Annotated in this window: 21 protein-coding genes; 11 read left to right on the forward strand and 10 right to left on the reverse strand. The window is 64.4% G+C overall.

Annotation, left to right across the window (positions count from 1 at the left end):
• Positions 1–140: 140 nt before the first annotated feature.
• Positions 141–275: a hypothetical protein gene (locus tag GWG67_RS26830; protein ID WP_275172372.1), complete on the forward strand. Its 135-nt coding sequence runs from the start codon at positions 141–143 to the stop codon at positions 273–275.
• A 12-nt stretch (positions 276–287) separates the two neighbouring features.
• Here GWG67_RS26830 and GWG67_RS26835 read toward each other — a convergent pair whose 3' ends face one another.
• On the reverse strand, positions 288–470 hold the full coding sequence (locus GWG67_RS26835) for a hypothetical protein (RefSeq protein WP_275172373.1): 183 nt from the start codon (positions 468–470) through the stop codon (positions 288–290).
• A gap of 326 nt (positions 471–796) precedes the next feature.
• Here GWG67_RS26835 and GWG67_RS26840 point away from each other — a divergent pair, with 326 nt between their 5' ends.
• Entirely contained in the window at positions 797–1,753 is a 957-nt protein-coding gene (locus GWG67_RS26840; RefSeq protein ID WP_275172374.1) for an alpha/beta fold hydrolase, read from the forward strand.
• A gap of 18 nt (positions 1,754–1,771) precedes the next feature.
• On the opposite strand, the gene cycA is transcribed toward GWG67_RS26840, so the two are convergent.
• Positions 1,772–2,167: a cytochrome c-550 CycA gene (gene cycA, locus GWG67_RS26845; protein WP_275172375.1), complete on the reverse strand. Its 396-nt coding sequence runs from the start codon at positions 2,165–2,167 to the stop codon at positions 1,772–1,774.
• A 273-nt stretch (positions 2,168–2,440) separates the two neighbouring features.
• On the opposite strand from cycA, the gene GWG67_RS26850 reads away from it, so the two are divergent.
• The 5 genes from GWG67_RS26850 (at position 2,441) to GWG67_RS26870 (ending at position 8,454) form a co-directional block, all read left to right on the forward strand.
• Positions 2,441–3,934, forward strand: a complete 1,494-nt coding sequence (locus GWG67_RS26850) for an FAD-linked oxidase C-terminal domain-containing protein (RefSeq protein WP_275172376.1) — start codon at positions 2,441–2,443, stop codon at positions 3,932–3,934.
• 63 nt (positions 3,935–3,997) lie between these two features.
• Complete coding sequence (locus tag GWG67_RS26855; RefSeq protein ID WP_275172377.1) at positions 3,998–5,236, forward strand: FAD-binding protein; 1,239 nt, start codon at positions 3,998–4,000, stop codon at positions 5,234–5,236.
• Entirely contained in the window at positions 5,233–6,555 is a 1,323-nt protein-coding gene (gene glcF, locus GWG67_RS26860; RefSeq protein WP_275172378.1) for a glycolate oxidase subunit GlcF, read from the forward strand. The genes GWG67_RS26855 and glcF overlap by 4 nt, the downstream gene beginning before the upstream one ends.
• A 99-nt stretch (positions 6,556–6,654) precedes the next feature.
• Entirely contained in the window at positions 6,655–7,038 is a 384-nt protein-coding gene (locus GWG67_RS26865; protein WP_275172379.1) for a histone, read from the forward strand.
• 411 nt (positions 7,039–7,449) lie between these two features.
• On the forward strand, positions 7,450–8,454 hold the full coding sequence (locus GWG67_RS26870) for a TorF family putative porin (RefSeq protein ID WP_027520439.1): 1,005 nt from the start codon (positions 7,450–7,452) through the stop codon (positions 8,452–8,454).
• Positions 8,455–8,704: 250 nt separating this feature from the next.
• Here the strand turns inward: GWG67_RS26870 and GWG67_RS26875 are convergent, their stop codons facing one another.
• Positions 8,705–10,468, reverse strand: coding sequence for an ABC transporter ATP-binding protein/permease (locus tag GWG67_RS26875; RefSeq protein ID WP_275172380.1), 1,764 nt, complete (start codon positions 10,466–10,468; stop codon positions 8,705–8,707).
• Between the two features lie 312 nt (positions 10,469–10,780).
• On the opposite strand from GWG67_RS26875, the gene GWG67_RS26880 reads away from it, so the two are divergent.
• The gene (locus tag GWG67_RS26880; RefSeq protein ID WP_275172381.1) at positions 10,781–12,445 is read left to right on the forward strand and encodes an L-lactate permease; all 1,665 of its coding nucleotides are present in this window, start codon (positions 10,781–10,783) and stop codon (positions 12,443–12,445) included.
• Between the two features lie 138 nt (positions 12,446–12,583).
• A complete protein-coding gene (locus GWG67_RS26885) occupies positions 12,584–12,982 on the forward strand; it encodes an META domain-containing protein (RefSeq protein WP_275172382.1) in 399 nt (132 codons plus the stop codon).
• Between the two features lie 196 nt (positions 12,983–13,178).
• Here GWG67_RS26885 and GWG67_RS26890 read toward each other — a convergent pair whose 3' ends face one another.
• The 3 genes from GWG67_RS26890 to groES all read right to left on the reverse strand — a co-directional run bounded on the left by GWG67_RS26890 (position 13,179) and on the right by groES (position 16,662).
• The gene (locus tag GWG67_RS26890) at positions 13,179–14,390 is read right to left on the reverse strand and encodes a hypothetical protein (protein ID WP_275172383.1); all 1,212 of its coding nucleotides are present in this window, start codon (positions 14,388–14,390) and stop codon (positions 13,179–13,181) included.
• 201 nt (positions 14,391–14,591) lie between these two features.
• On the reverse strand, positions 14,592–16,223 hold the full coding sequence (groL, locus tag GWG67_RS26895) for a chaperonin GroEL (protein WP_275172384.1): 1,632 nt from the start codon (positions 16,221–16,223) through the stop codon (positions 14,592–14,594).
• A gap of 142 nt (positions 16,224–16,365) precedes the next feature.
• Positions 16,366–16,662 (reverse strand): co-chaperone GroES, encoded by a 297-nt coding sequence (groES, locus tag GWG67_RS26900; RefSeq protein ID WP_007596954.1) that lies wholly within the window; start codon positions 16,660–16,662, stop codon positions 16,366–16,368.
• Positions 16,663–16,975: 313 nt separating this feature from the next.
• Between groES and GWG67_RS26905 the strand changes: the two genes are divergently transcribed.
• Entirely contained in the window at positions 16,976–17,497 is a 522-nt protein-coding gene (locus GWG67_RS26905) for a hypothetical protein (protein WP_275172385.1), read from the forward strand.
• Positions 17,498–17,657: 160 nt separating this feature from the next.
• Here GWG67_RS26905 and GWG67_RS26910 read toward each other — a convergent pair whose 3' ends face one another.
• Complete coding sequence (locus GWG67_RS26910; protein WP_275172386.1) at positions 17,658–18,437, reverse strand: protein phosphatase CheZ; 780 nt, start codon at positions 18,435–18,437, stop codon at positions 17,658–17,660.
• A 314-nt stretch (positions 18,438–18,751) separates the two neighbouring features.
• Here GWG67_RS26910 and GWG67_RS26915 point away from each other — a divergent pair, with 314 nt between their 5' ends.
• Positions 18,752–19,552 (forward strand): L,D-transpeptidase, encoded by an 801-nt coding sequence (locus GWG67_RS26915; protein WP_275172387.1) that lies wholly within the window; start codon positions 18,752–18,754, stop codon positions 19,550–19,552.
• A gap of 73 nt (positions 19,553–19,625) precedes the next feature.
• Here the strand turns inward: GWG67_RS26915 and GWG67_RS26920 are convergent, their stop codons facing one another.
• The 3 genes from GWG67_RS26920 to GWG67_RS26930 form a co-directional block, all read right to left on the reverse strand.
• Positions 19,626–20,453 (reverse strand): DUF2076 domain-containing protein, encoded by an 828-nt coding sequence (locus tag GWG67_RS26920; protein ID WP_275172388.1) that lies wholly within the window; start codon positions 20,451–20,453, stop codon positions 19,626–19,628.
• A 136-nt stretch (positions 20,454–20,589) separates the two neighbouring features.
• A complete protein-coding gene (locus GWG67_RS26925) occupies positions 20,590–21,435 on the reverse strand; it encodes a ChbG/HpnK family deacetylase (RefSeq protein WP_275172389.1) in 846 nt (281 codons plus the stop codon).
• Positions 21,432–22,493 (reverse strand): glycosyltransferase family 2 protein, encoded by a 1,062-nt coding sequence (locus GWG67_RS26930; protein ID WP_275172390.1) that lies wholly within the window; start codon positions 22,491–22,493, stop codon positions 21,432–21,434. The genes GWG67_RS26925 and GWG67_RS26930 overlap by 4 nt, the downstream gene beginning before the upstream one ends.
• Between the last annotated feature and the right edge of the window lie 83 nt (positions 22,494–22,576).

Raw genomic sequence — 22,576 nt, forward strand, 5'->3', positions numbered from 1 at the left:
GGGAATCCACAAACGAAAATTGCAAGGTTTGGGGGCCTCAAGCCCCCAATCCCTGCAATCTCAAATGCCCCCCCAACCGGAAAACTGACTCCTGCTCAATCGCTTAGAGCCTTGTTCACGGACGACTGACCAGCAATCCCGTGATCATCGGCGACGTCTGGTTCGGTGACGGTCCCTACAAATCGAAGGCCGACGCCAAGCTTGCCCGTTCGACCATCCGCGCCTGTCCCCCACCCACGCCTGACGAGGAAAAGGACGAGGACAGCACCAATTAGGTCGACAGCGACCTAGTGCAAAACGTTGCCGCTGCGCTCGGCGAGGCCGCGATCGACCGCTGCGGCGTAGGCCTTCGCCAGCTCCGTCTCGAGGTGCTCGTTGATCAGCAGCAGCGCGCGCACGGCACCGCGAAGGTCGCCGTTGCAGCTTGCCACGATCTCGTCGATCGCAGTGTCTTTGGATCTCAGGCTCATCGAAATTCTCCGGTTCAAATCAGGATAAATCCTGCCGGTCTTTCCCGCATCCCAGAGGGTTGCGAGCACGATCGGCGCCCACCCGCGTCTAAATGGCGGAACCGACCGTGGCGATTATAAGGAAGCCGCGATGACGACTGCATGAAGCCGTTCGGGGCTGACTTACCGCGAGAAGTGCCATTGATTTCGTTGCATTTTTTCCTGCTTGAATTATGCACATATCCACAGCCCCGGCCTTTCAAGTGGAGCGCGGAGGCTCCCTGGGCGAAACTGCCGCCTGCAAGCCACGTAACTGCCCTGTGCCCTGGATCGCCCGGATTCTATCCATGATCGTGATGTCAGTCGTGACCGCGCTGGTTGTGCTGGCGCTGGTCACGCAGGCCGGCGTCCTCGCCGTGCAACGCGCCTTTCCACCGCAGGGCCGGATGATCGAGGTCGAGGGTGCGGTGCTTCACCTCGTCGATATCGGCCCGCGCGATTCCGGCCTGCCGGTCGTGATGCTGCACGGCGCGAGCTCCAACCTCGAAGCGATGCGGCGGCCGCTCGGCGATCTCCTTGCCAGAGATCATCGCGTCATCCTGATCGATCGTCCCGGCCATGGCTGGAGCACGCGGGCGCGGCGGCAGGATTCGACGCCGGAGGTGCAGGCGCGGATGATCGATGAGGCGCTCGGCAAGCTTGGGATCGATCGCGCGGTCTTCGTGGTGCATTCCTGGAGCGGTGCGCTCGGCGCGCGGCTGGCGCTCGATCGTCCCGGCCGCGTCGCGGGCCTTGTGATGCTCGCGCCCGTCACCCATCCCTGGCGCGGCGGCGTCGGCCGCTACAACGAGATCATCGCAACGCCCGTGATCGGCCCGCTGCTCGCCTACACCATAACCCTGCCGCTGGGCTATTTCCTGAGCGAGCCCGGCGCGCGCAATGTCTTCCTGCCGCAAATGATGCCGGATGGCTTTGTGCAGGACTCCGCGACGCCGCTGCTGCTGCGCCCGCGCGAGTTCATCGCCAATGCCTATGATCTGGTGACCCTGAAGGAAGCGGTCGCCGCGCAGGTCGCGCGCTACGGCGAGATATCGGCGCCGGTCACAATCATCGCCGGCGAACCCGACAAGACGGTGAAGACCGACATTCACGCGCGCCCGTTCGCCGCGACCGTACAGAATGCGAAGCTGATCGTGCTGCCCGATCTCGGCCACATGGTGCAGAACGCGGTGCCTGATCTCGTGAAGACCGAGATCGAGACGATGATCGGAAACATCGTTCCGGCGCAGGCGGCCGCCGATTAGCGGCCGCCGTTCAGCCGTTTACTGCTTGATCTTCCCGTCCTTGTCGAACTGCGACACATAGGCCCAGAGATTGTTGATCTCGGTCTCGTTCTTGATACCGGCGAACGCCATCTTGGTGCCGGGGATCTTGGCCTTGGGGTCCTTGATGTATTCCTTGAACACGGCCTCGTTCCAGGTGATGCCGGAATTCTTGTTGGCGTCGGAATAAGTGTAGTCCGGCGCGGTGCCGGACTTGCGGCCGTCGAGGCCGTTGAGCTCGGGGCCGACCTTGTTCTTGGCGCCTTCGCCGATCGCGTGACAGGCCAGGCATTTGTTGAACGACGACTTGCCGGCCGCGACGTCCTGCGCCATCGCGCTGGGTGCGGTGGCAATCGCGGTGAGGATGGTCAATGCGCCAAAAATCAGTTTTGTCATCGGGTGCTCTTCGTCTCTTCCCTGGGGGCTGGTCTGTTGCTTGCCTGATCGGCAATGGTCGGACCTGCCGGTTTTGGCAGGCCTGCCGGGATTGGACAAGCCGCCAAGCTATGACAGGTTTCACGATTTCCTACTTGTCCCAGAGCGAACTCGCGCAGGATCGTCGATCCGACTTTCGGATGGCCTACCCAAACCACCGCGGACGTGGTTGATTTACCGCGACAAATCGATCATGCGGCCTCGGCCGGAAGGATATGCCATGAAGGAAATGTTATGGCCATCATGATGCCCGCGAGCGACCAGGCCGTGCTCGCGCGCCGCGCTGAGATCGTGGCTGCATTGCGCGCAATCGTGCCGGGCGAAGGCGTGATCGACAGCGCCGCCGAGATGCGGGCCTATGAATCCGACGGATTGACGGCCTATCGGCAGCCGCCGATGGTCGTGGTGTTGCCTGACACGACCGAGCAGGTTTCGCTCGTCCTGAAATATTGTGCAGGGCAGGGCATCAAGGTGGTGCCGCGCGGCTCCGGCACCTCGCTGTCCGGCGGCGCGCTGCCGCTGGAAGACGGCGTGCTCCTGGGCCTCGGCAAGTTCAAGCGCATCCGCGAGATCGATTTCGACAACCGCGCCGTCGTCACCGAGCCCGGCGTCACCAACCTCGCGATCAGTCAGGCCGTCGCTCATGCCGGATTCTACTACGCGCCGGATCCGTCCTCGCAGATCGCCTGTTCGATCGGCGGTAATGTCGCGGAGAATTCCGGCGGCGTGCACTGCCTGAAATATGGCATGACCACCAACAACGTGCTCGGCTGCGAGATCGTGCTGATGAGCGGCGAGATCCTGCGCATCGGCGGCAAGTCGGCGGAGAACTCCGGCTACGACCTGATGGGCATCATCACCGGCTCCGAAGGCCTGCTCGGCGTCATCACCGAGATCACGGTGCGTATCCTGCAAAAGCCGGAGACGGCGCGCGCGCTGATGGTCGGCTTCGCGCAAGTCGAGGCGGCCGGCGAGTGCGTGGCGCGCATCATCGGCGCCGGCATCATTCCCGGCGGCATGGAGATGATGGACAAGCCTGCGATCCACGCCGCGGAGGCCTTCGTCCATGCCGGCTATCCGCTCGATGTCGAGGCGCTCCTCATCATCGAGCTCGACGGTCCCAAGATCGAGGTCGACGAGCTGATCACGCGGGTCGAGACGATTGCGAACGCTTGCGGCTCGACCACCTGCCAGATCTCGACCTCGGAGGCCGAGCGCAATCTGTTCTGGGCCGGCCGGAAAGCTGCGTTCCCCGCCGTGGGCCGCATCTCCCCGGACTATCTCTGCATGGACGGCACCATCCCACGCGGTGCGCTGCCGAAGGCGCTGGCGCGCATCCGCGAGCTATCGGAGAAATACCAGCTCGGTTGCGCCAACGTGTTCCATGCCGGCGACGGCAATTTGCATCCGCTGATCCTCTATGATGCCAACAAGCCCGGCGAGATCGAGCGCGCCGAGGCCTTCGGCGCCGACATCCTGCGCGCCTGCGTCGAGTTCGGCGGCGTGCTCACCGGCGAGCACGGCGTCGGCATCGAGAAGCGCGATCTGATGCCGGAGATGTTCAGCGAGATCGACCTCAACCAGCAGCAGCGCCTGAAATGCGCCTTCGACGCGCAGGGCCTGCTCAATCCCGGAAAGGTGTTTCCGACCCTGCACCGCTGCGCCGAGCTCGGCCGCATGCACGTCCACGCTGGCAAGCTGGCGTTTCCTGACATCCCGCGATTCTAGTGTCGCCTCGCTGCAACGCGCCAAATTTGATTTTCGCTGCAAACTTCGTTACCCGCTACAGGCGTGGATACGCTCAAGGTACGAGACGCTAAAGACGTCGAAGAGGTGGTGCGCGCGGCGATTGCCAATGAGCAGCCGCTCGAGATCATCGGTCATGGCTCCAAGCGTGGCATCGGCCATGCGATGGCGACCAACGCCGTGCTCGACGTCTCCGCGCTGAATGCCATCACCGCCTACGAGCCCAACGAACTCATTGTCACGCTCCAGGCCGGGGCGCCGCTGGCCGACGTGCTGTCGCTGATCGATGCCAAGAACCAGCAATTCGCCTTCGAGCCGATGAACACGGCGCCACTGCTCGGCACGCCGGTATCAGCCACCATCGGTGGCATGATCGCGGCTGGCCTGGCCGGTCCGCGCCGGATCAAAGCGGGCGGGGCGCGCGACCATCTGCTTGGGGCTCATGCCGTGTCCGGTTTCGGCGACAGCTTCAAGACCGGCGGCAAGGTGGTGAAGAACGTCACCGGCTACGATCTCTGCAAGCTTCTGGCTGGTTCATGGGGCACGCTGTCGGTCATGACCGAGGTCACACTGAAGGTGATGCCGAAGCCGGAGGCCGAGCGGACGCTGTCGCTGCGCGGGCTCGACGATGCCGCCGCCAACAAGGCGATGACCGCGGCGCTCGGCTCGCCCTTCGACGTCTCCGGGGCCGCGCACCTGCCGAAATCGGCGTTCCGGACCAGGATCGAAGGTCTGGGCGATATCGCAGGCCAAGGCGAGGCGCTGACCGTGCTGCGGCTCGAAGGTATTACCGCCTCGGCCGCCCACCGTGCCGGCTCGCTGCGCGAATTGCTGGCGCCGTTCGGAACCGCAACTCTCGTCGAGGATACGGTGTCAGCGGCGCTGTGGACCACGATCCGCGATGTCCTGCCGTTCGCGGCTGCTGGCGTGCTGGGGCCCTGGCCGGTCTGGCGGATCGTCTGTCCGCCGGCGTCGGGCGCGGCGCTCGGGACGCTGCTGGCGCGCGAGACCGGTGGCGAATTGATCTACGATTGGGGCGGTGGACTGATCTGGGCGGCGTTGCCACCGACGCCGGACGCGCATGCCCCGGCCGTGCGCGAACGTGTGAATGCGGCCGGCGGGCACGCCACGCTGATCCGGGCGGCCGAGGACATCAGGCGCGCGATCGATGTATTCCACCCGCAAGCCCCTGGCCTTGCCGCGCTGAGCGAGCGGGTCCGCGCCAGTTTCGATCCGACGACCATCCTCAACCGGGGCCGGCTGACGCGGGGCGCTGCCGCATGAAGACCGAATTTTCACTCGCGCAGCTCGCCGATCCAGACATCGCGGAAGCCGACAAGATCCTGCGCGCCTGCGTCCATTGCGGCTTCTGCACCGCAACCTGTCCGACCTATGTGCTGCTTGGCGACGAACTCGATAGCCCGCGCGGCCGCATCTATCTGATCAAGGAGATGCTGGAGAAGGACCAGACGCCGACGGCCGAAGTGGTCAAACACGTCGACCGCTGCCTGTCGTGCCTGGCCTGCATGACGACCTGCCCCTCGGGGGTGAATTACATGCATCTGGTCGATCAGGCCCGGGTCAGGATCGAGCAGCGTTACGAGCGGCCGCTGGCCGAGCGGCTGCTGCGCCGGGTGTTGGCCTTCGTCCTGCCGGACCCGCAGCGTTTCCGCGCCAGCATGGTGCTGGCACGGCTGGCCCGCCCGCTGGCCGCATTCCTGCCGACGCCCCGGCCATCGGCGACGCCCGGCATGATCCTGCGCCTCAAGGCGATGCTGGCGCTGGCGCCGAGCCGGCTGCCGCCGCGGGGGCCCGCCGCTGGAAGTGTGTTCGCGGCTCTCGGCAAGAAGCGCGGCCGGGTCGCGCTGCTCCAGGGCTGCGCCCAGCAGGTGCTGGCGCCGCGCATCAACCAGGCCGCCATCAGTCTCCTCACGCGCCACGGCATCGAGGTCGTCCTCGCCAGGGACGAGCAGTGTTGCGGCGCGCTGACCCATCACCTCGGCAACGACCAGGACGCATTGGCGCGGGCTCGCGCCAATGTCGCGGCGTGGCGCGCGGAAGCGGCCGGCGAGGGGCTCGATGCCATCCTGGTGACCGCGTCCGGCTGCGGCACCGTGATCAAGGACTACGGCTATCTTCTGCGAGAGGATGCTGCGTTTGCCGCCGATGCGGCGAAGGTCTCCGCGCTCGCCAAGGACATCACTGAATACGTCGCCGGCCTTGGACTCGCGGCCACAGCGCGAAAGGACAACATCGTCGTCGCCTATCACTCTGCGTGTTCGTTGCAGCACGGGCAGAAAATCACGGGCCTTCCGAAAGAATTGCTTTCCAATAATGGATTCGTGGTGAAAGATGTGCCGGAGAGCCATTTGTGTTGCGGTTCGGCGGGCACCTACAACATTCTCCAGCCCGAGCTTGCGGGCCGGTTGCGCGATCGCAAGGTCGCCAACATCGCGAGCGTCAAGCCGGACATGATTGCCGCAGGCAATATCGGCTGCATGGTGCAGATTGCCAGTGGCACGTCAGTTCCGGTCGTACACACGATTGAGCTTCTCGATTGGGCTACGGGCGGGTCGCGGCCGGCATTGAACGCGCAAGACTGAGCTTTCGAAGGCCGAGCCTTCGAGGGCTGAGCTTTCGTCCGGAGGTGACGGCTGAAGGCGCCCGATCGACCATTGTTCGGCGGCAACAGGAGGACCACGATGGCGAAAGCGAAGAAGAAGAAAAGCAAGAAGGCCAAAAAGGCCAAGAAGGCGGTAGCGGCGAAGAAGACCTCAAAGAAGGCAGCCAAAAAATCCGCGAAGAAATCCGCGAAGAAGTCTGCCAAGAAGGCCACAAAGAAATCTGCGAAGAAGGCCGCGCCAAAGAAGGCCGCCAGGAAGTCGGCCAAGAAGGCCGCTAAGCAGGCTGCCCCTAAGAAGGCCGCCAAGAAGGCTGCGAAGAAAGCGGCGCCGAAGAAGGCGAAGGCAGCTCCCGCGCCGAAGCCGTCAACACCGGCAGCTCCGGCTCCCGAGCCCGCCGCCGAGACAAGCTGGGCGATGCCTTCGTCTTCTGCGGACACGACGCCGGCCGAAGGACAAGGTTAGGCCCAAGGTTAGGCAAAGCGCTGGATCCAATCCGACGACCATGATCGACAACAGGAAGGCCGCAGCGATGCTGCGGCCTTTTTGCATCGGCGCGACGGCGCGCGCGGGATGGTCTTGTCCGGAAGCAGCCTGATTCGTGGCGCGGGCAGCACGGTACCGCGGGGCCCGTACTAACCCGGGCCCCCCAGTGCACTTTGGCATGCAAATAATGTGATCAAGAAGACACACAGGCTGACAACCTTCCGTAGAATCGTCAGAACGCCCAAAAAGTCGGCAGATGCCCGTGTTTTTTGCTTCACGGTTTACGTCACTCCATCCAAATTGCCGCAGTTACGAAATTTTCAATCAGGTCGAGCGTTCCGGGGGCTTCCGGGATCGGCTGGGGTCTTAGAACTGGTGATGGGGATCGAAATGAAAAAAGTGGCTTTGTTGGCAACGGCGCTGGCAATGGTGACGGGCTCGGCTTTCGCGGCAGACATGCGAGTGAAGGCGCTGAAGGCCCCGCCGGTCGTCGCGTTTGACCCCTGGGATATCGCCTTCGGCGGCGCCATCATGAGCGACTACATCTTCCGCGGCGTCACGCAGTCGAACCACAAGCCGTCGGTCGCGGCCTATTTCGAGCCGCGCTACAACGTCAACAAGGACCTCCAGCTCTACGTCGGCGTGTCCGCGGAGAGCATCTCCTTCGCCAATCGCGCCGCTGCTGAAGTCGATATCTACGGCGGTATCCGCCCGACCTTCGGCGCCTTCGCCTTCGACATCGGTGTCTGGGGCTACCTGTATCCGGGCGGCAGCTGCGCCGACAACGTGCTCACCGGCGGCATTCCCGGCGGCAACGTCTGCGGCGTCAGCACGACCACGATCTTCCTCGCCGACGGCAACGTCATGAAGAAGGACGTCAGCTTCGTCGAAGTCTACGGCAAGGTGAACTACACCATCAACGACAGCTTCACGGTCGGCGCGACCGAGTACTACTCGCCGAACTTCCTGAACTCGGGTGCCTGGGGCAACTACGCTTCGTTGACCGCCAAGTACACGGCGCCCAGCACGGCCTTCGGTCCCTCCGGCATGGGCATGTACGTGTCGGGTGAGTTCGGCCGGCAGTGGTTCGGTACTTCGGACGCCTTCTACGGCACCGGCGTGGGCACCGTTTTCGCCAACGGTATCCCGTACAAGGACTACAACACCTGGAACATCGGCATCGGCTTCACCTACAAGGTGTTCACGCTGGACCTGCGTTACTCCGACACCGACCTGAACAAGGGTGATTGCAACGCCTTCACCAGCGCCTTCAACGCCACCGGTACCACCAACGTCACCGCGATCAATCCGGGCGGCGCTGGCTCCAACTGGTGCGGCGCGGCCGGCATTGCCAAGCTGTCGTTCGACCTGACGGCGATGAGCAACCTGAAGTAAGCTTCTTCCCGAAGCGACTTTATGAAGGGCGGCAGGGCAAACCTGCCGCCCTTTTGCTTTGGGACTTTGGGGCGCCGGGCCGGGGCCCTGCATGGTTCGAGACGCCCGCCTCCGGCGGGCTCCTCACTATGAGGGGTCAAAGATTTCACCGCGAGGACAGACCTCATCCTGAGGGCCCGCCAAAGGCGGGCGTCTCGAAGGAGGGCCGCAACGAAGGGCCATAATAGCCTCAGGGCTCGGTCGAGCCGTCTCAGCGTGCCGCGCTGGGCTCCTTCTCGACCGGCACACCACCGTCACCGAGGACGTGGATCGCGCCGTGCTTCACCATCGTCACCTTGCGGGTATGGAAGGCTTCCAGCGTCGAGCGGTGGCCGATGGAGACGAGGGTGGCCTGCGGCAGCTTCTCCGCCAGCAGCCGGTACAGGCGGGCCTCGGACGGTTCGTCCAGCGAGGCCGTGGCCTCATCCAGGAACAGGTAGTCCGGGGCGTGCAGCAGCGCGCGGGCGAGCCCGAGGCGCTGCTGCTCGCCCAGCGACAGCATCCGGTTCCAATGACCGTCCTCCTCGAGCCGTTCGGCGAGGTCGGGCAGCCCCACGGCGATCAGCGCGTCCCTGACACGGGAGGTTTCGAATGCGCCCGGCGCGGCCGGATAAACCACCGCGTCGCGCAGCACACCGACCGGGAAATAGGGACGCTGGGGCAGCATCATCAGCTTCGCCTTTTCCGGGACGAAGATGCTGCCGGTGCCGAACGGCCAGATGCCGGCGATGGCCCGGAATAGCGTCGACTTGCCGGAGCCCGACGGTCCGGTCACCAGCACGCGCTCCGGCGTCTGGACGGAGAAGGCGTCGGCGGCGACCAGCGGCGTGCCGCTCGGCAGGTTCACGCAGAGCTGTTCGAGGGCGATATTGCGATTGCCGCCGGCGACCTTGAGGGCAATCGCAGGCTCGTGCGGCGGCAAATTCGCGGCCGCATCGACCGACATCTCGAAGCCGTCGAGGCGCGCGACGATCGAGCGCCATTCCGCCAGCGACCGGTACGCCGTGACGAAGAAGGACAGTGCGCCTTGTACGCTCGAGAAGGCGGAGGCGGTCTGCATCATGTCGCCAAGCTGGATCTTCTTGGCGAAGAAGGCCGGCGCCACCAGCACGTAGGGAAAGATCACGGCGGCCTGCTGATAGCTCGCGGTGAACGCGGTGAGGCGCTTGGTGCGGCTCATGATGGCGTACCAATTACCAATCACGAAGCCGAAGCGCTCCAGCAGCCGGCCGCGCTCGGCGCCTTCGCCCTTGAGTAGCGCGATCTGCTCGGAATTCTCGCGAACGCGGACGAGGTTGAAGCGGAAGTCGGCCTCGAAGCGCTGCTGCTCGAAATTGAGATTGACCAGCGGAGCGCCGATCCAGTGCGTCAACGCAGTGCCGAAGATCGCGTAGACCAGCGCGCCCCAGCACAGATAGCCGGGGATCATGAGATCGGCGCCGAACAGGTGCAACGGCGCAGCGTTGGAAAGCCCCCAGAGGATGATCACGAACGAGAACAGCGTCACGATCGACGAGAGCAGGCCGAGCCCGATAGTCAGGGTCTGCTCGACGAAGTTCTTGACGTCCTCGGTGATGCGCTGGTCCGGGTTGTCGGCCGCATCGCCCTTGAGCTGCATGCGGTAGTGGGTGGCGCCTTGCAGCCATTCGCCCAGATAGTGCCGGGTCAGCCATTGCCGCCAGCGGATCTGGAGCCACTGATTCAGGTACAGCTTGTAGACCGCCAGCGCGATGAAGGCGGAGGCGAGGCCAATGAAGATCCAGATCTCCCTGACGAAACTATCCCAGTCACTTGCCTGCAGTGAGCTGTAGAACCGGTTCTGCCATTGATTGACCAGGACGTCGATCGCGACCAGCGCCAGCTCCATCGCGATGACAGCGGCCAGCAGACCGCGGCCGGCCCATTTGTCCTCCGACCGGAAATATGGGGCGGCGATTCGCCAGACGATCGCGAGCGTGGCGCTGATGTTCTTCACAGAGCTGAGTCTCCTGAGGGGATGTGCACAACTGCCAGGGGCCAAAGACTTGGGACGACGGCGGAAATCGGCGCGCTTAGACTAAAGTCGCAAGGCCTGCAATTTGCGTTGGCTTGTCGCAGCTTGCAACCCTAGCATGGGCTCAACGGCGCGGGGCGGGGGCCTTCGGGATTTCGCGAGCTTGTGAGCGGACGGGAACCGCTGCATTCGCGAGGAATTCGCGTCGGGCTCGGGGGTTATCGCTTCAACGCCAAGCAGGATCGGCTGTCCACGCGGGCCGCCTGCAGCACACATGCGTGGGGGAGGAAGACCATGTGGAATCAAGTTTATGACCCGTTGCACAGCCCTGTGCTGTCGACGATCGCGGCGGCAGTCCCTGTCGTCACATTGCTGGTCCTGATCGCGAGCGGCCGCGTCCAGGCTCATATCGCGGCGGTCATCGCCGTGATCGTGGCCAATTTGATCACGATCTTCGTCTTCACCATGCCCGCGAACATGTCGATCCGCGCCTCGGTGCTGGGCATCGTCACCGGGTTCTTCCCGATCGGCTGGATCGTTCTCAACGTCATCTTCCTCTACCAAGTGACGGTGAGCACCGGACGCTTCGAATTGCTCAAGCGCGCGGTCGGCGGCGTCACCGAGGACCGGCGGCTGCAATTGCTGCTGATAGCATTCTCGTTCGGCGCCTTCTTCGAAGGTGCCTCGGGCTTCGGCACGCCGGTCGCGATCACGGGCGCCGTCCTGATCGGCCTCGGCTTCTCGCCGCTTGCAGCAAGCGGCCTGTCGCTGATCGCCAACACCGCGCCGGTCGCCTATGGGGCGCTGGGCACGCCGATCCAGGGCCTTGCCTCGGTCACCGGGCTTGATCCCTACATCCTCGGCGCGATGGTCGGCCGGCAATTGCCGTTCTTCTCGCTGATCGTGCCGTTCTGGGTGGTGTGGGCGTTCGCGGGCTGGAAGGGCATGAAGGATGTCTGGCCGGCGATCCTGGTCACCGGCGTGTCGTTCGCGGTCCCGCAATTCGTGATCTCGAACTTCATCAATCCCTGGATCGTCGACATCGGCGCATCGCTGATCTCGATGGGCGCGCTGATCCTGTTCCTGAAGGTCTGGCAGCCGAGGCAGCTCTGGCTGTCCCCTGCGCTGCGCGGCCGCGATGAATCGGCCGCCACCATGGCCGCCGCAAAACCGATGGACAAGACGCCGCTGACGCAGAGCGAGCTGTTCAGCGCGCTGCTGCCGTGGATCATCGTCTGTATCGTGATGCTGATCTGGGGCAATGGTGGATTCAAGACTTGGGCGAACTCGATCTTTACCTGGAACTACCCCGTTCCCGAGCTGCATCAGATGATCAACAAGATGCCGCCGGTCGCGCCGGGGCCGACGAAAGAGAGCGCGGTGTTCGGCTTCACCTATCTCTCGTTCACCGGCACGGGCATGCTGATTGCGGCGATCATCTCAGGCTTCCTGATGGGCGTCGGTCCTGGCCGGCTCTTGACGGAATACGGGCGCACCATCCGGCTTTGCGCGATCTCGCTGATCACGATCTCGGCGATGCTTGCGATCGGCACGCTAACGCGGCTCTCCGGCGTGGACGCGACGCTCGGCCTCGCCTTTGCTGCAACAGGCGTGCTCTATCCCTTCTTCGGCACACTGCTCGGCTGGTTGGGCGTGGCGTTAACGGGATCGGATACCGCTTCCAACGTTCTGTTCGGAAATCTTCAGAAGATCACCTCCGAGCAGCTTGGTCTGTCGCCGATCCTGATGGCTGCGGCGAACTCGTCCGGCGGCGTGATGGGCAAGATGATCGACGCCCAGTCGATCGTGGTCGCGTCCACCGCGACGAATTGGTACGGGCACGAAGGCACGATCCTGCGCTTCGTGTTCTGGCACTCGATCGTGCTGGCCTCGTTGGTCGGCGTGTTCGTGACGTTGCAGGCCTATGTCTGGCCGTTTACGGCGATGGTGCTGAAGTAGCAGGCCACGCCCCGCTTCAACCCAAATCCCCGCGAGGTTGGTCCTCGCGGGGATTTTTGCGTCGCGCATGGGCGAACCTTCTCAACGGCGCCGCCGTCTTATAGAAGGTGCGGCAAATCAAGTCGGTCGAGAGGTCTCATGGTTTCGTTCAGGCAGACGGTGTGTGCGGCGGTTGCAATGCTCGCGATGTCCACGCTTGCGCGTGCGGAGGACGGTTTTCCGTTCGGCACCGAGATGACGCTGGAGGCGCTGCCGCAGCCGGGCTCGAAGCGGATTCCGAACATCGAGATCGGCGACAATGGCGAGGTCGTGCTGGAGCTCTGGTGCAAGGGCGGCAAGGGCCAGTTCTCGGTTTCCGGCAACACCGTGATCTTCGTCCCCGGCCAGATCCAGGACCGCTCCTGCCCGCCGGCGCGAGCGCAGGCCGACGACGATCTCGTTGCGGCCCTCGGCAGCGTCGAGACCTGGAAGCGCCAGGGCGACGTGCTCACGCTCGTCGGCCCCAAGCCGCTGCGCTTCCGCGTCAACGGCAATTAGCCATCGCTGTCATTCCCCGCGACCCGGCTACGCCAAGGCTTCGCCGGGCTTGAGGTCCAGGGGCGCCGAAGCTTCAGCGTAGGCGGCAAGCGGGGAATCCAGTACGCCGCAGCTTCTCGATGCATCAAAATCGTCTCTGAGTACTGGGTCGCCCGGTCAAGCCGGGCGACAACCGAGAGTTGATGTGCGGGTTACGTCACTTCCACACCGACTTGTCGGCGTCCCAGCGCTGGCCTTTCAATTCCTTGGCGAGCGCCTCGACCGAACCGTTGTCGTCGGGCTGATCGCCTTCCTCGTCGCCGGTCGCTTCGTCCGAGAGATTGAGCTTGGCACCGCTGCTCTCGTCGGTGGTCGTGGTCGCGGGACTCCCGACCCAGAGCATGAGCTTGTCGGTCGTGCCGGGCTTGTCGGGCGTGACGAGACCCGCAACCTCGATCGTGTCGGTGAGCTCGAGCGCGGGAAAATCCAGGTTCGGCCGCTTGAACACCAGCTTGAGCTTGCCGGTCGCCGGGTTGAAGCTCTGCGAGACCGGCTTTGCCGCGAGCGTCCTGCTCAGCACGCCAGCCACCGCGGCCGCGAGCTTGTCGCGGTTGATCTTGTCGCCGTCGCGCCAGTCGGCGGCGGGAATGCGGATGGTGCGGTCCATCTCGATCATGCCCGCGGTCCAGCCCGCGGCAGTGACGCCGGGCATCGCCTTGAATTTTGCCAGCAGCGCGCCGGCGCGCTCCGGATCGACCGACATGTTGATGGTCTGCTCGCCCGCGCGCAGCGCGTCGCAGCCGACGGTGAGGCTCGCCAGCGTCACCTCGACGTCCTGGCCCTTCAGGCTCTTCAGGAACTCGGTCGCGGCATCCACCTTGACCTTGACCGCGATCGCTTCCGGTGAGACGTCGGTGAAATCCTTCGGCTGCGGCGTGATGCCGTCGTCGGAGGTCTGGTTGTCGAGGAATTCCTTCTCGCTGAGATCGGAATTGTCGGGCGAGGTGACCTCGGTGACGGCCTGGCCAATGCTGATCTGGCCGCGGAATTCGAACGTGTCTCCGGCCTGTTTGCGCAGCAGCTTGACGGTGACCGGCGTCTTCGCGCCGAGGCTCTGCGTCGTACCCGTCAGGTTCTGGCCCGCGACCTGGAGATTGACGATGAAGCGGTCCTTGCGGTCGGAATTCTTCGCGACGGGATAACAGACGTCGAGCACGGCCGCGGTGACGATCTTGCCCTGGCGTGTCTCCTTCAGGATCACGTCGGCATTGCCGTCCATCAGCCCGTCGATCGAGGTGAAATAGCGCGTCTCGGCGCCGCCCGGCGCCGTGGCCTTGGGCGCCAGCTTCATCTGGGCGGATGCGACCTCAGGCGAAACTGCAAGCAGAGCCGCCAGAACGGCCGTGGAGCAAAACAGAAGCGGGCGCATCGACGAAATCCCCGGGGCAATGGGGCATGATCCGGAAGTGTGCAGCGGTTTTCCGATGAGATCATGCCCAAACAATTCGAATCGGGCGTCACCGTAGTGGGTTTTGACCGCCGGTTGAATTGGAAAGCTCGGGCCATGATCGGCAAAAAAGAAGGCCGCCCGGAGGCGGCCTTCGCAACTACTATCAGGCGAGGATGGGGCTTAGAAGCCGCCCATGCCGCCACCGGCCGGCATGCCGGGGCCGGCTTCCTTCTTCGGTGACTCCGCGACCATGGCCTCGGTGGTCACCAGCAGGCCGGCGATCGACGCGGCGTCCTGGAGCGCGGTGCGTACCACCTTGGCGGGGTCGATGATGCCCTTCTCGACCATGTCGACATACTCCTCGGTCTGGGCGTCGAAGCCGAAGGTCTCCGACTTGTTCTCCAGGATCTTGCCGACGACGATCGAGCCTTCCACGCCCGCGTTCTCGGAGATCTGGCGGATCGGGGCTTCCAGCGCCTTCAGCACGATGTTGATGCCGGCCTGGACGTCGGCATTGGCGTTGGTCAGACGGCCAACCGCCTTCTTGGCGCGGAGCAGCGCGACGCCGCCGCCGGGGACGATGCCTTCCTGCACCGCGGCGCGGGTGGCGTTGAGCGCGTCCTCGACGCGGTCCTTCTTCTCCTTGACCTCGATCTCGGTGGCGCCGCCGACGCGGATCACCGCGACGCCGCCTGCGAGCTTGGCGAGGCGCTCCTGGAGCTTCTCACGATCGTAGTCCGAGGTGGTCTCCTCGATCTGGGCCTTGATCTGGCCGACGCGGGCCTCGATCTCCGGCTTCTTGCCGGCGCCCTTGACGATCGTGGTGTTCTCCTTGTCGATCACCACCTTGCCCGCGCGCCCAAGCATCTTCACCGTGACGTTCTCGAGCTTCATGCCGAGGTCTTCGGAGATCAGCTGGCCGCCGGTGAGGATCGCGAGGTCCTCGAGCATGGCCTTGCGGCGGTCGCCGAAGCCCGGCGCCTTGACGGCGGCGACCTTCAGGCCGCCGCGGAGGCGGTTGACGACCAGGGTGGCCAGCGCCTCGCCCTCGACGTCCTCGGCGATGATGACGAGCGGCTTGCCCGACTGCACCACGGCTTCAAGCACCGGCAGCATGGCCTGCAGGCCGGACAGCTTCTTCTCGTGCAGGAGGATGTAGGCGTCCTCGAGCTCGGCCGTCATCTTCTCGGGGTTGGTGACGAAGTAGGGGCTGAGATAGCCGCGGTCGAACTTCATGCCCTCGACGATGTCCACCTCGGTGTCGAGCGACTTGTTCTCCTCGACGGTGATGACGCCCTCGTTGCCGACCTTCTGCATCGCCTGCGCGATCATCTTGCCGATGGCGGCATCGCCGTTGGCCGAGATGGTGCCGACCTGGGCGACCTCGGAGGAGGCGGCGACCGGCTTGGCGCGCTTCTCGATGTCCTTGACGACGGCCGCGACCGCGATGTCGATGCCGCGCTTGAGGTCCATCGGGTTCATGCCGGCGGCAACCGACTTGGCGCCTTCGCGCACGATGGACTGGGCCAGTACGGTCGCGGTGGTGGTGCCGTCGCCGGCGAGGTCGTTGGTCTTGGAGGCGACCTCACGCACCATCTGGGCGCCCATGTTCTCGAACTTGTCCTCGAGCTCGATCTCCTTGGCGACGGTGACGCCGTCCTTGGTGATGCGGGGCGCGCCGAACGACTTCTCGATGAGCACGTTGCGGCCCTTCGGGCCGAGCGTCACCTTGACGGCGTTGGCGAGAATATCGACGCCGCGCAGCATGCGATCGCGCGCGTCTCCGGAAAACTTGACGTCTTTGGCAGCCATGGTCTGCAATTCCTCTTGTTTCGTGATGTGTCTTGCTTATTGGGTCGCCTCATCCGGGGTCCGCGATCGAACCCGGCGGAATGATGCATGCCCGGATCGAGTGACCCGGGCATGCATTCAGCGGCCGTTCAGGCGTCTGGCCTCAGGCCATCACGCCCATGATGTCCGACTCCTTCATGATCAGGAGCTCGTCGTTGTCGATCTTGACCTCGGTGCCCGACCACTTGCCAAACAGCACACGGTCGCCGACCTTGAGGTCGATCGGGATCAGCTTGCCGGCCTCGTCGCGGCCACCGGGGCCGACGGCGACGACTTCGCCCTGGGACGGCTTTTCCTTGGCCGTGTCCGGAATGATGATGCCGCCCTTGGTCTTTGACTCGGCGTCGATACGTTTGACCACGACACGGTCATGCAGCGGACGAAATTTGGATTTAGTCATGACGTTTCCCTTTGGAGGCTCGCTTCGGAAGGAGAGGCAGTGGGCGGGCGGCGCTTCCGTCCACCCTTCCCGAGGATCGATCGGCGCGCGTTAGCAATCCATCTTTCAGAGTGCTAATGGTGCGTCCGGGAATATGGCTTGGCCGCGATCCTGTCAAGCAAAGGTGGTTAAGCGATTGGTGAGACGGATATAGGATGGTGACATTGGAAACTTGTTCGGGGCGCCGGCGTATTAAAGGACGTCATTGCTCCGGCAGCGGTTTTGCGCTTGGCTGCGTAAGGGGTGCGGCCATGGTTTTGTCCGGGGGAATGCCATGATCAGTTCAGCTCACGCGCGCACGGTCGCCAATCTGGCGATGGCTTCTTGCATGGCGCTGCTGCTTGGCGCCTGCGGCGGCGGCATGAGCCTGCCGTCCTTTTCTTCGTCCTCACCGCCCCCCGAGGCCGAGCCCGGCACCGGCCCCGAAATGCCCGCGTCGATCCGCGCCGACGAGATCGTCGGGCGCTGGGGCCTCGCCTCGTTCCAGAACCCGGCCGACCGCGCCCGCACCGAGGCTGCCGCCCGGGCCCAATGCAAAAATCCTTACGTGATCACCGCCGGCTCCTCCGGCGGCGTGATCATGCATCTGGCTGACCAGGCAACACCGCAGGAGCTGCGGCTGAAGGGTTCGCCCAGCGGCAAGAACTATATCGGGCCGGCGGGTCCGACGCCCGGTGATCAGGACCGCGAGATCGTCTCCTTCGACGGCCGCGTCCTCATCACCCGCTTCATCGACAAGGACGCCGCCACCCGCTACGGCAACATGGTCTACGTCCGCTGCGCGCCGAGGGCGTGATCGGGGCGCTGGCCTAGCCACTCGTCATTGCGAGGAGCGAAGCGACGAAGCAATCCAGGCTGCCTCCGCGGACCCAGGCTGGATTGCTTCGCTTCGCTCGCAATGACGAAAAAAACGCCGGCTTGCGCCGGCGTTTTGTTTTTCAGAGTGTCGCGTCCGCTCAGTCGAACAGCGCGTCGATGTCGTCCTGCGAGGCGTGGCCGACGTCGCCGGCGAGCTTCGGGCCGTTGAGAAGCTTGTCGTCGTCGCTGCGGGTGTCGACCTGCGGCACGACGTGGGACTTGATCGCGTCGACGCCGCCCCAGATTTCCATCATGGAGTTGATGTGCTGCTCGATGAACTTCATCGTGGTCATGACCTTGCTGATGCGCTGGCCGGTCAGGTCCTGGAAGTTGCAGGCTTCGAAGATCGAGATGACGCGTTCCTGGATATCGTCGGCGAGCCGCTTCTGCTGATCGGCCGATTGCACTTTGGCCATCGCGCTGGCCGCCTGGTCGATCGACTCGGCGGCTTCGAGAATCTGCTGGGTCGCTTGTTCGGTGCCGCCGACGACCGCGCCGAGCTCGCCATTGACCTTGGCCATTTCGCCGCCGTCGAAGCTCTTGCCATGCAGTGTCGCGATCTCGCGCTTGGTACGATCGATGGCGTCGTGGATGAGGTCGAGCTCGACCTTCAGCTTCTCGCACTGCTCGATCTGCGCCCGGTAAGTATCGAGCATGGTACGGGCTTCGGAGAGCTCGTGGGCGGTGGAGGCGTCGATCGCGGCCATGGCGGCGCTGCCGGACAGGGGCGCGGTGCCCTTCGCCATCTGTGCACGGATCGCACGCAACTCGGCCATGATCTCGCTATGCATCGGCGCAGCCTCCTCAATCATTTCGGGGCTTGGCATCTCGCCGACAATAGCCTCTTCGACACGAAAACGTTTGCGGTGAATAGCCATCAAGAACTCCCCCCACCTCACTCACGCGTCTTTGTAGGCAGAAGCGATTTAACACGAAGTTCACAGCCGGAACTGTCGTGCGGTTGTGCGCGACGGCTTGCAAACGGGCGATTAACCATGCGTGCGCGGCGTTCATCGAAAATAAACGCTGATCGCCAAATTGCACCGCTGCCGACGACGTGGTGAATCGAAATGGCGTTTCCGTTTACCAAACAAAACGGCTTTTGCTCTTTATTGACCACGTCGCGGGAGCGGATCAGCCATCACCTCGCCACGACGCATGTGATCTAGACGAAACAGTACAGAGTACGTCGATGTTCAAGAAAATGTCTGTCGCGCTGCTTGGCAGCGCTTGCACCTTCATTGCGGGCGCCAACAGCGCCAGCGCTTTCGACAATAGCGTGCCGAACGATCCGCCCGCGGTGCTCTACCAGCCGCAGGTGCCGCCTGCGCCGGTTCGCGTCGCCTCCAATTCGAACATGGGCGGCGGCTTCATCGAGTTCATATTCGGCGACGGGCCCGGTCGCGGTCCGGCCTACGCTCCGCAGCAGCCGATGTATCAGCAGCAGCCAGGTTATTATGACCAGCGCCGCCTGCCGCCGATGGGCGAGCCGCAGATGCAGGGCGCAGGTCTCCAGCAGGAGGCGGTCGATCCGCGGCAGCGTCAGTTCGACCCGAGATTCGAGAAGCAACTCGTTGACTATAGCGGCAACGAAAGCGCCGGCACGATCGTGGTCGATACGCCGAACAAGTTCCTGTATCTCGTCGAGGGCAACGGCCGGGCGATGCGCTACGGCATCGGCGTCGGGCGTCCCGGCTTCACCTGGTCCGGCGTGAAGTCGATCACGGCCAAGCGCGAATGGCCGGCCTGGACCCCGCCGGCGGAAATGATCGCGCGTCGCCCCGACCTGCCCCGGCACATGGAAGGCGGCCCGGAAAATCCGCTCGGCGCGCGCGCGATGTATCTCGGTTCGACGCTCTACCGTATCCACGGCTCCAACGAGCCCTGGACCATCGGCACCAACGTCTCCTCGGGCTGCATCCGCATGCGCAACGAAGACGTCATCGACCTCTATGGCCGCGTCAACGTCGGCACCAAGGTCGTGGTGATGTAGGCGAATAGTCCTCGGAACCAAAAACGGCCGCCTCATCGGCGGCCGTTCTCGTTTGGAGCAAGGATAAGAAGCGTCAGGCGTAATCGCTGCCGCCATCGTCGCCGCCGCCGAAATCGCTGTCATCGGCGAGGTCGACATTGTCGTCATTGTCGTTCTGATCGTTGTAATTCTGGTCGTCGTTCGAAGCGTGGTCGGCGAAGCCCTGGCGGGACGCATCGCCGCGGTCGCGGTTCGAGCCGATGTCATCGAGGCCGGCATCGCGCGCGAGCGAGCCGCCGGACTGATCGCTGCCGCTCCAGGGACTTCCACCAGCGCTGCGGTCGCCCAGGGCATTGCTGTCGCCGAAGGCCTGCTGATGCGATCCGCCCATCATGCCGCGGATGCTGGACAACAGCAGCGAGCCGCCGACGACGCCAGCCGCGGCTGCCGCCGCCGTGCCGAGGAACGAGCCGCCGCCACCGCCGACCGGCGGCGCGCCATAGCCTTGCCCCGGTCCTTGACCGTATGCCTGCCCATAAGGCGGCTGGCCATAACCGGGCTGGGTCTGCTGCATCGCCTGGCCGCTGTTCCAGACCGGCCGCGAGTCACGTGGCGGCACGTTCGGAACCGAGCCGCGCGACGGACCCCCGCCGAACAGCGTGTCGCGCATGGTGTCCAGGAAGCCGCCGGACTGCGCCTGCTCGGGCGCCTGCCCCGCCTCCAGCTCCTGGATGCGATTGTGAGCACGCTTCAGCGCCTCGTCCTGCAACAGCACGGTCTGCACCAGCGCATAGATCGCGCCGGGCGCCTTGCGCAGGCCGTCGGAGATCGCGGCGATCGCGTCGGGATCGCGCGGTGCATTTTCCAGTTTCGAAAGCCGGTCGAAAAGCTCGTCGACGAGCTGGCGTTCCTGCGGCGTCATGGTCAGTCTCCCTCGCGCAAAACAAGCGCGAGGCAGATGTAGGGTTCCAATGTGGCCCCAACAGTGCCGGCAGGATTAAATTTCGGTATGCGACAAGCTGCCTCGCGGGCTGCTTTCTCGCAAACTTTCACCGGTTTCACCCCAGCGTGACGCCGCTGTCCGTCAGCAGGCGCGCGAAGGCATCGCCGGCGAGATAGGCGTGCTCGCGCTCGCGGACAGCGGTCATCGGGTCGAGACCGGTGAGGATGTCGTCGACGAAGCCGGGATGACACATGATGAGGCCGCCATCCGGCAGGCCTTCGAGGAATTGCCGCATCAGCGCGCCGAAATCGGCGGCTTGCGTGAAATCATAGGCGCCGGCGAAGCCGGGATTGAAGCTCAGGCCCGCGCGGCCGGCACGGCGGCGGAATTGCGCGCTGAGGATATCGAGCACCATGGCTTTCGGTGAGGCCAGCCGCTGCATCAGCGGCAGATCGCGGCCGCCCTGGCGCACCCAGGCATTTGGCGCGGCTTCGGCGACTGCATCGACAAAGCCGTCGCGCACCTGTGGGTAGAGCTGCACATGCTGATGGCCGTCGACGAAGTCAGGCGCGCGCCCGAACGCTTTCGCGAAGGCTGCCAGCTGCGCCTTGACCTCGTTGCGAAAGAACTCGCGGTCGAGCCTTCGCGCAAGACCCGCGCGCAGCAGCTTCGGAAACGGGAGAAACATGTCGCCGTCGAGCGGGCGGAAATGCATGGTGAGCGGCCGGAACGGTGCCGACAATGTCACGTGCAATCCGATCGCGCAGCGCGGGCTCGCTTGCGCCGCCGCCTGGAGCGCCTCGATCTCGCTGCGCTCGACCGCAGGTCCCACCATCATCACCGAGGTGGCGTTGAGACGGCCGCGTTCGATCAGGTCGCGGATGGCGCGATTGACGCCCGGGCTGATGCCGTAATCGTCGGCGCAGAGCCAGATCCGCCGCAGCGGCGCGGCCGCGCTCATTCGGCCGCCGTCCTGTTCGAGGTGTCCTGGCTTGAAGCGCCCTGGGCCCTGTCGGTCTCGAAATGCTTTTCACTGTGCTCGGCGACGAAGTAGATCGGGCGCGCCTTCAGCTCGGAGAGGATCTTGCCGATATATTCGCCGACGATGCCGATCATGATGAGCTGCACGCCGCCGATCGTCATCAGGCCGATCACGAGTGAGGGATAGCCGGGCACCTGCTTGCCGGTGGTCAAGACCTCCCAGAGGATGGACAGACCGAACAGGAACGCTCCGCCGGCGAGGATCACGCCGAGCAGGCTCGCGAAGCGCAGTGGCGCCACCGAGAACGAGGTCACGCCTTCGATCGAAAGACCAAGCAGACGCGCGGCGCTGAAGGTTGTCACGCCATGGGTGCGCGGCGCGGGCTCGTAGTCGACGCGGATCTGGCGGAAGCCGATCCAGCTCGCGAGGCCCTTGAAGAAGCGGTTGCGCTCCGGCAGCTGCCTCAGTGCTGCGACCGCGCGCGGCGAAAGCAGGCGGAAATCGCCGGCGTCTTCTGGAATCTTCTGGCGCGCGCCCCAATTGATCAGCGCATAGAAGCCGCGTCCGGCGAGCCGCCGCAGGAACGGCTCGTTGTCGCGATGCGCCTTGGCAGTATAGACTACGTCGTAGCCGTCCTCGATCCAGTGCCGCACCAGTCGCTCGACCAGCGACGGCGGATGCTGGCCGTCGCCGTCCATGAACAGCACCGCGCCGAGCCGGGCATGGTCGAGGCCGGCCATCAGCGCGGCCTCCTTGCCGAAATTCCGCGACAACGACACCACCTGGACGTCGACCGCGTCGGCCGGCAGCGAGCGGGCGATCGACAGCGTCGCGTCCGCGCTGCCGTCGTCGACATAGACGACCTCGCAAGCCAAGCGATAGCGCTCCCGCAAGGTCTTTGCGAGATCGCAGATGCGCTGGTGCAAGGCGGCGAGGCCCGCCGCTTCGTTGTAGACGGGGACGACAATCGACAGTCCCTTCGCGGCGGCGCTTGCCGCGGTGGTCGTCATGCCGGAAACGTCAGAGCCCAACGTCATCGATCAAGGTTCCAGAGGCGTTCAAGGTCATCTCGACAGCATATGGTAGCTGCCGTTTGCTGTCGCTACGCTGAACGGAATTG

The sequence above is a fragment of the Bradyrhizobium sp. CSS354 genome (assembly GCF_029051725.1).
In the GTDB taxonomy this organism is placed as follows: domain Bacteria; phylum Pseudomonadota; class Alphaproteobacteria; order Rhizobiales; family Xanthobacteraceae; genus Bradyrhizobium.

Excerpts from the sequence above, each read along its gene's own strand:
- GWG67_RS26835 (WP_275172373.1), bottom strand. The coding sequence starts at position 470 with ATGAGCCTGAGATCCAAAGACACTGCGATCGACGAGATCGTGGCAAGC.
- GWG67_RS26840 (WP_275172374.1), top strand. The coding sequence starts at position 797 with ATGATCGTGATGTCAGTCGTGACCGCGCTGGTTGTGCTGGCGCTGGTC.
- cycA (WP_275172375.1), bottom strand. The coding sequence starts at position 2,167 with ATGACAAAACTGATTTTTGGCGCATTGACCATCCTCACCGCGATTGCC.
- GWG67_RS26850 (WP_275172376.1), top strand. The coding sequence starts at position 2,441 with ATGGCCATCATGATGCCCGCGAGCGACCAGGCCGTGCTCGCGCGCCGC.
- glcF (WP_275172378.1), top strand. The coding sequence starts at position 5,233 with ATGAAGACCGAATTTTCACTCGCGCAGCTCGCCGATCCAGACATCGCG.
- GWG67_RS26865 (WP_275172379.1), top strand. The coding sequence starts at position 6,655 with ATGGCGAAAGCGAAGAAGAAGAAAAGCAAGAAGGCCAAAAAGGCCAAG.
- GWG67_RS26870 (WP_027520439.1), top strand. The coding sequence starts at position 7,450 with ATGAAAAAAGTGGCTTTGTTGGCAACGGCGCTGGCAATGGTGACGGGC.
- GWG67_RS26880 (WP_275172381.1), top strand. The coding sequence starts at position 10,781 with ATGTGGAATCAAGTTTATGACCCGTTGCACAGCCCTGTGCTGTCGACG.
- GWG67_RS26885 (WP_275172382.1), top strand. The coding sequence starts at position 12,584 with ATGGTTTCGTTCAGGCAGACGGTGTGTGCGGCGGTTGCAATGCTCGCG.
- GWG67_RS26890 (WP_275172383.1), bottom strand. The coding sequence starts at position 14,390 with ATGCGCCCGCTTCTGTTTTGCTCCACGGCCGTTCTGGCGGCTCTGCTT.
- groL (WP_275172384.1), bottom strand. The coding sequence starts at position 16,223 with ATGGCTGCCAAAGACGTCAAGTTTTCCGGAGACGCGCGCGATCGCATG.
- groES (WP_007596954.1), bottom strand. The coding sequence starts at position 16,662 with ATGACTAAATCCAAATTTCGTCCGCTGCATGACCGTGTCGTGGTCAAA.
- GWG67_RS26905 (WP_275172385.1), top strand. The coding sequence starts at position 16,976 with ATGATCAGTTCAGCTCACGCGCGCACGGTCGCCAATCTGGCGATGGCT.
- GWG67_RS26910 (WP_275172386.1), bottom strand. The coding sequence starts at position 18,437 with ATGGCTATTCACCGCAAACGTTTTCGTGTCGAAGAGGCTATTGTCGGC.
- GWG67_RS26915 (WP_275172387.1), top strand. The coding sequence starts at position 18,752 with ATGTTCAAGAAAATGTCTGTCGCGCTGCTTGGCAGCGCTTGCACCTTC.
- GWG67_RS26920 (WP_275172388.1), bottom strand. The coding sequence starts at position 20,453 with ATGACGCCGCAGGAACGCCAGCTCGTCGACGAGCTTTTCGACCGGCTT.
- GWG67_RS26925 (WP_275172389.1), bottom strand. The coding sequence starts at position 21,435 with ATGAGCGCGGCCGCGCCGCTGCGGCGGATCTGGCTCTGCGCCGACGAT.
- GWG67_RS26930 (WP_275172390.1), bottom strand. The coding sequence starts at position 22,493 with ATGACGTTGGGCTCTGACGTTTCCGGCATGACGACCACCGCGGCAAGC.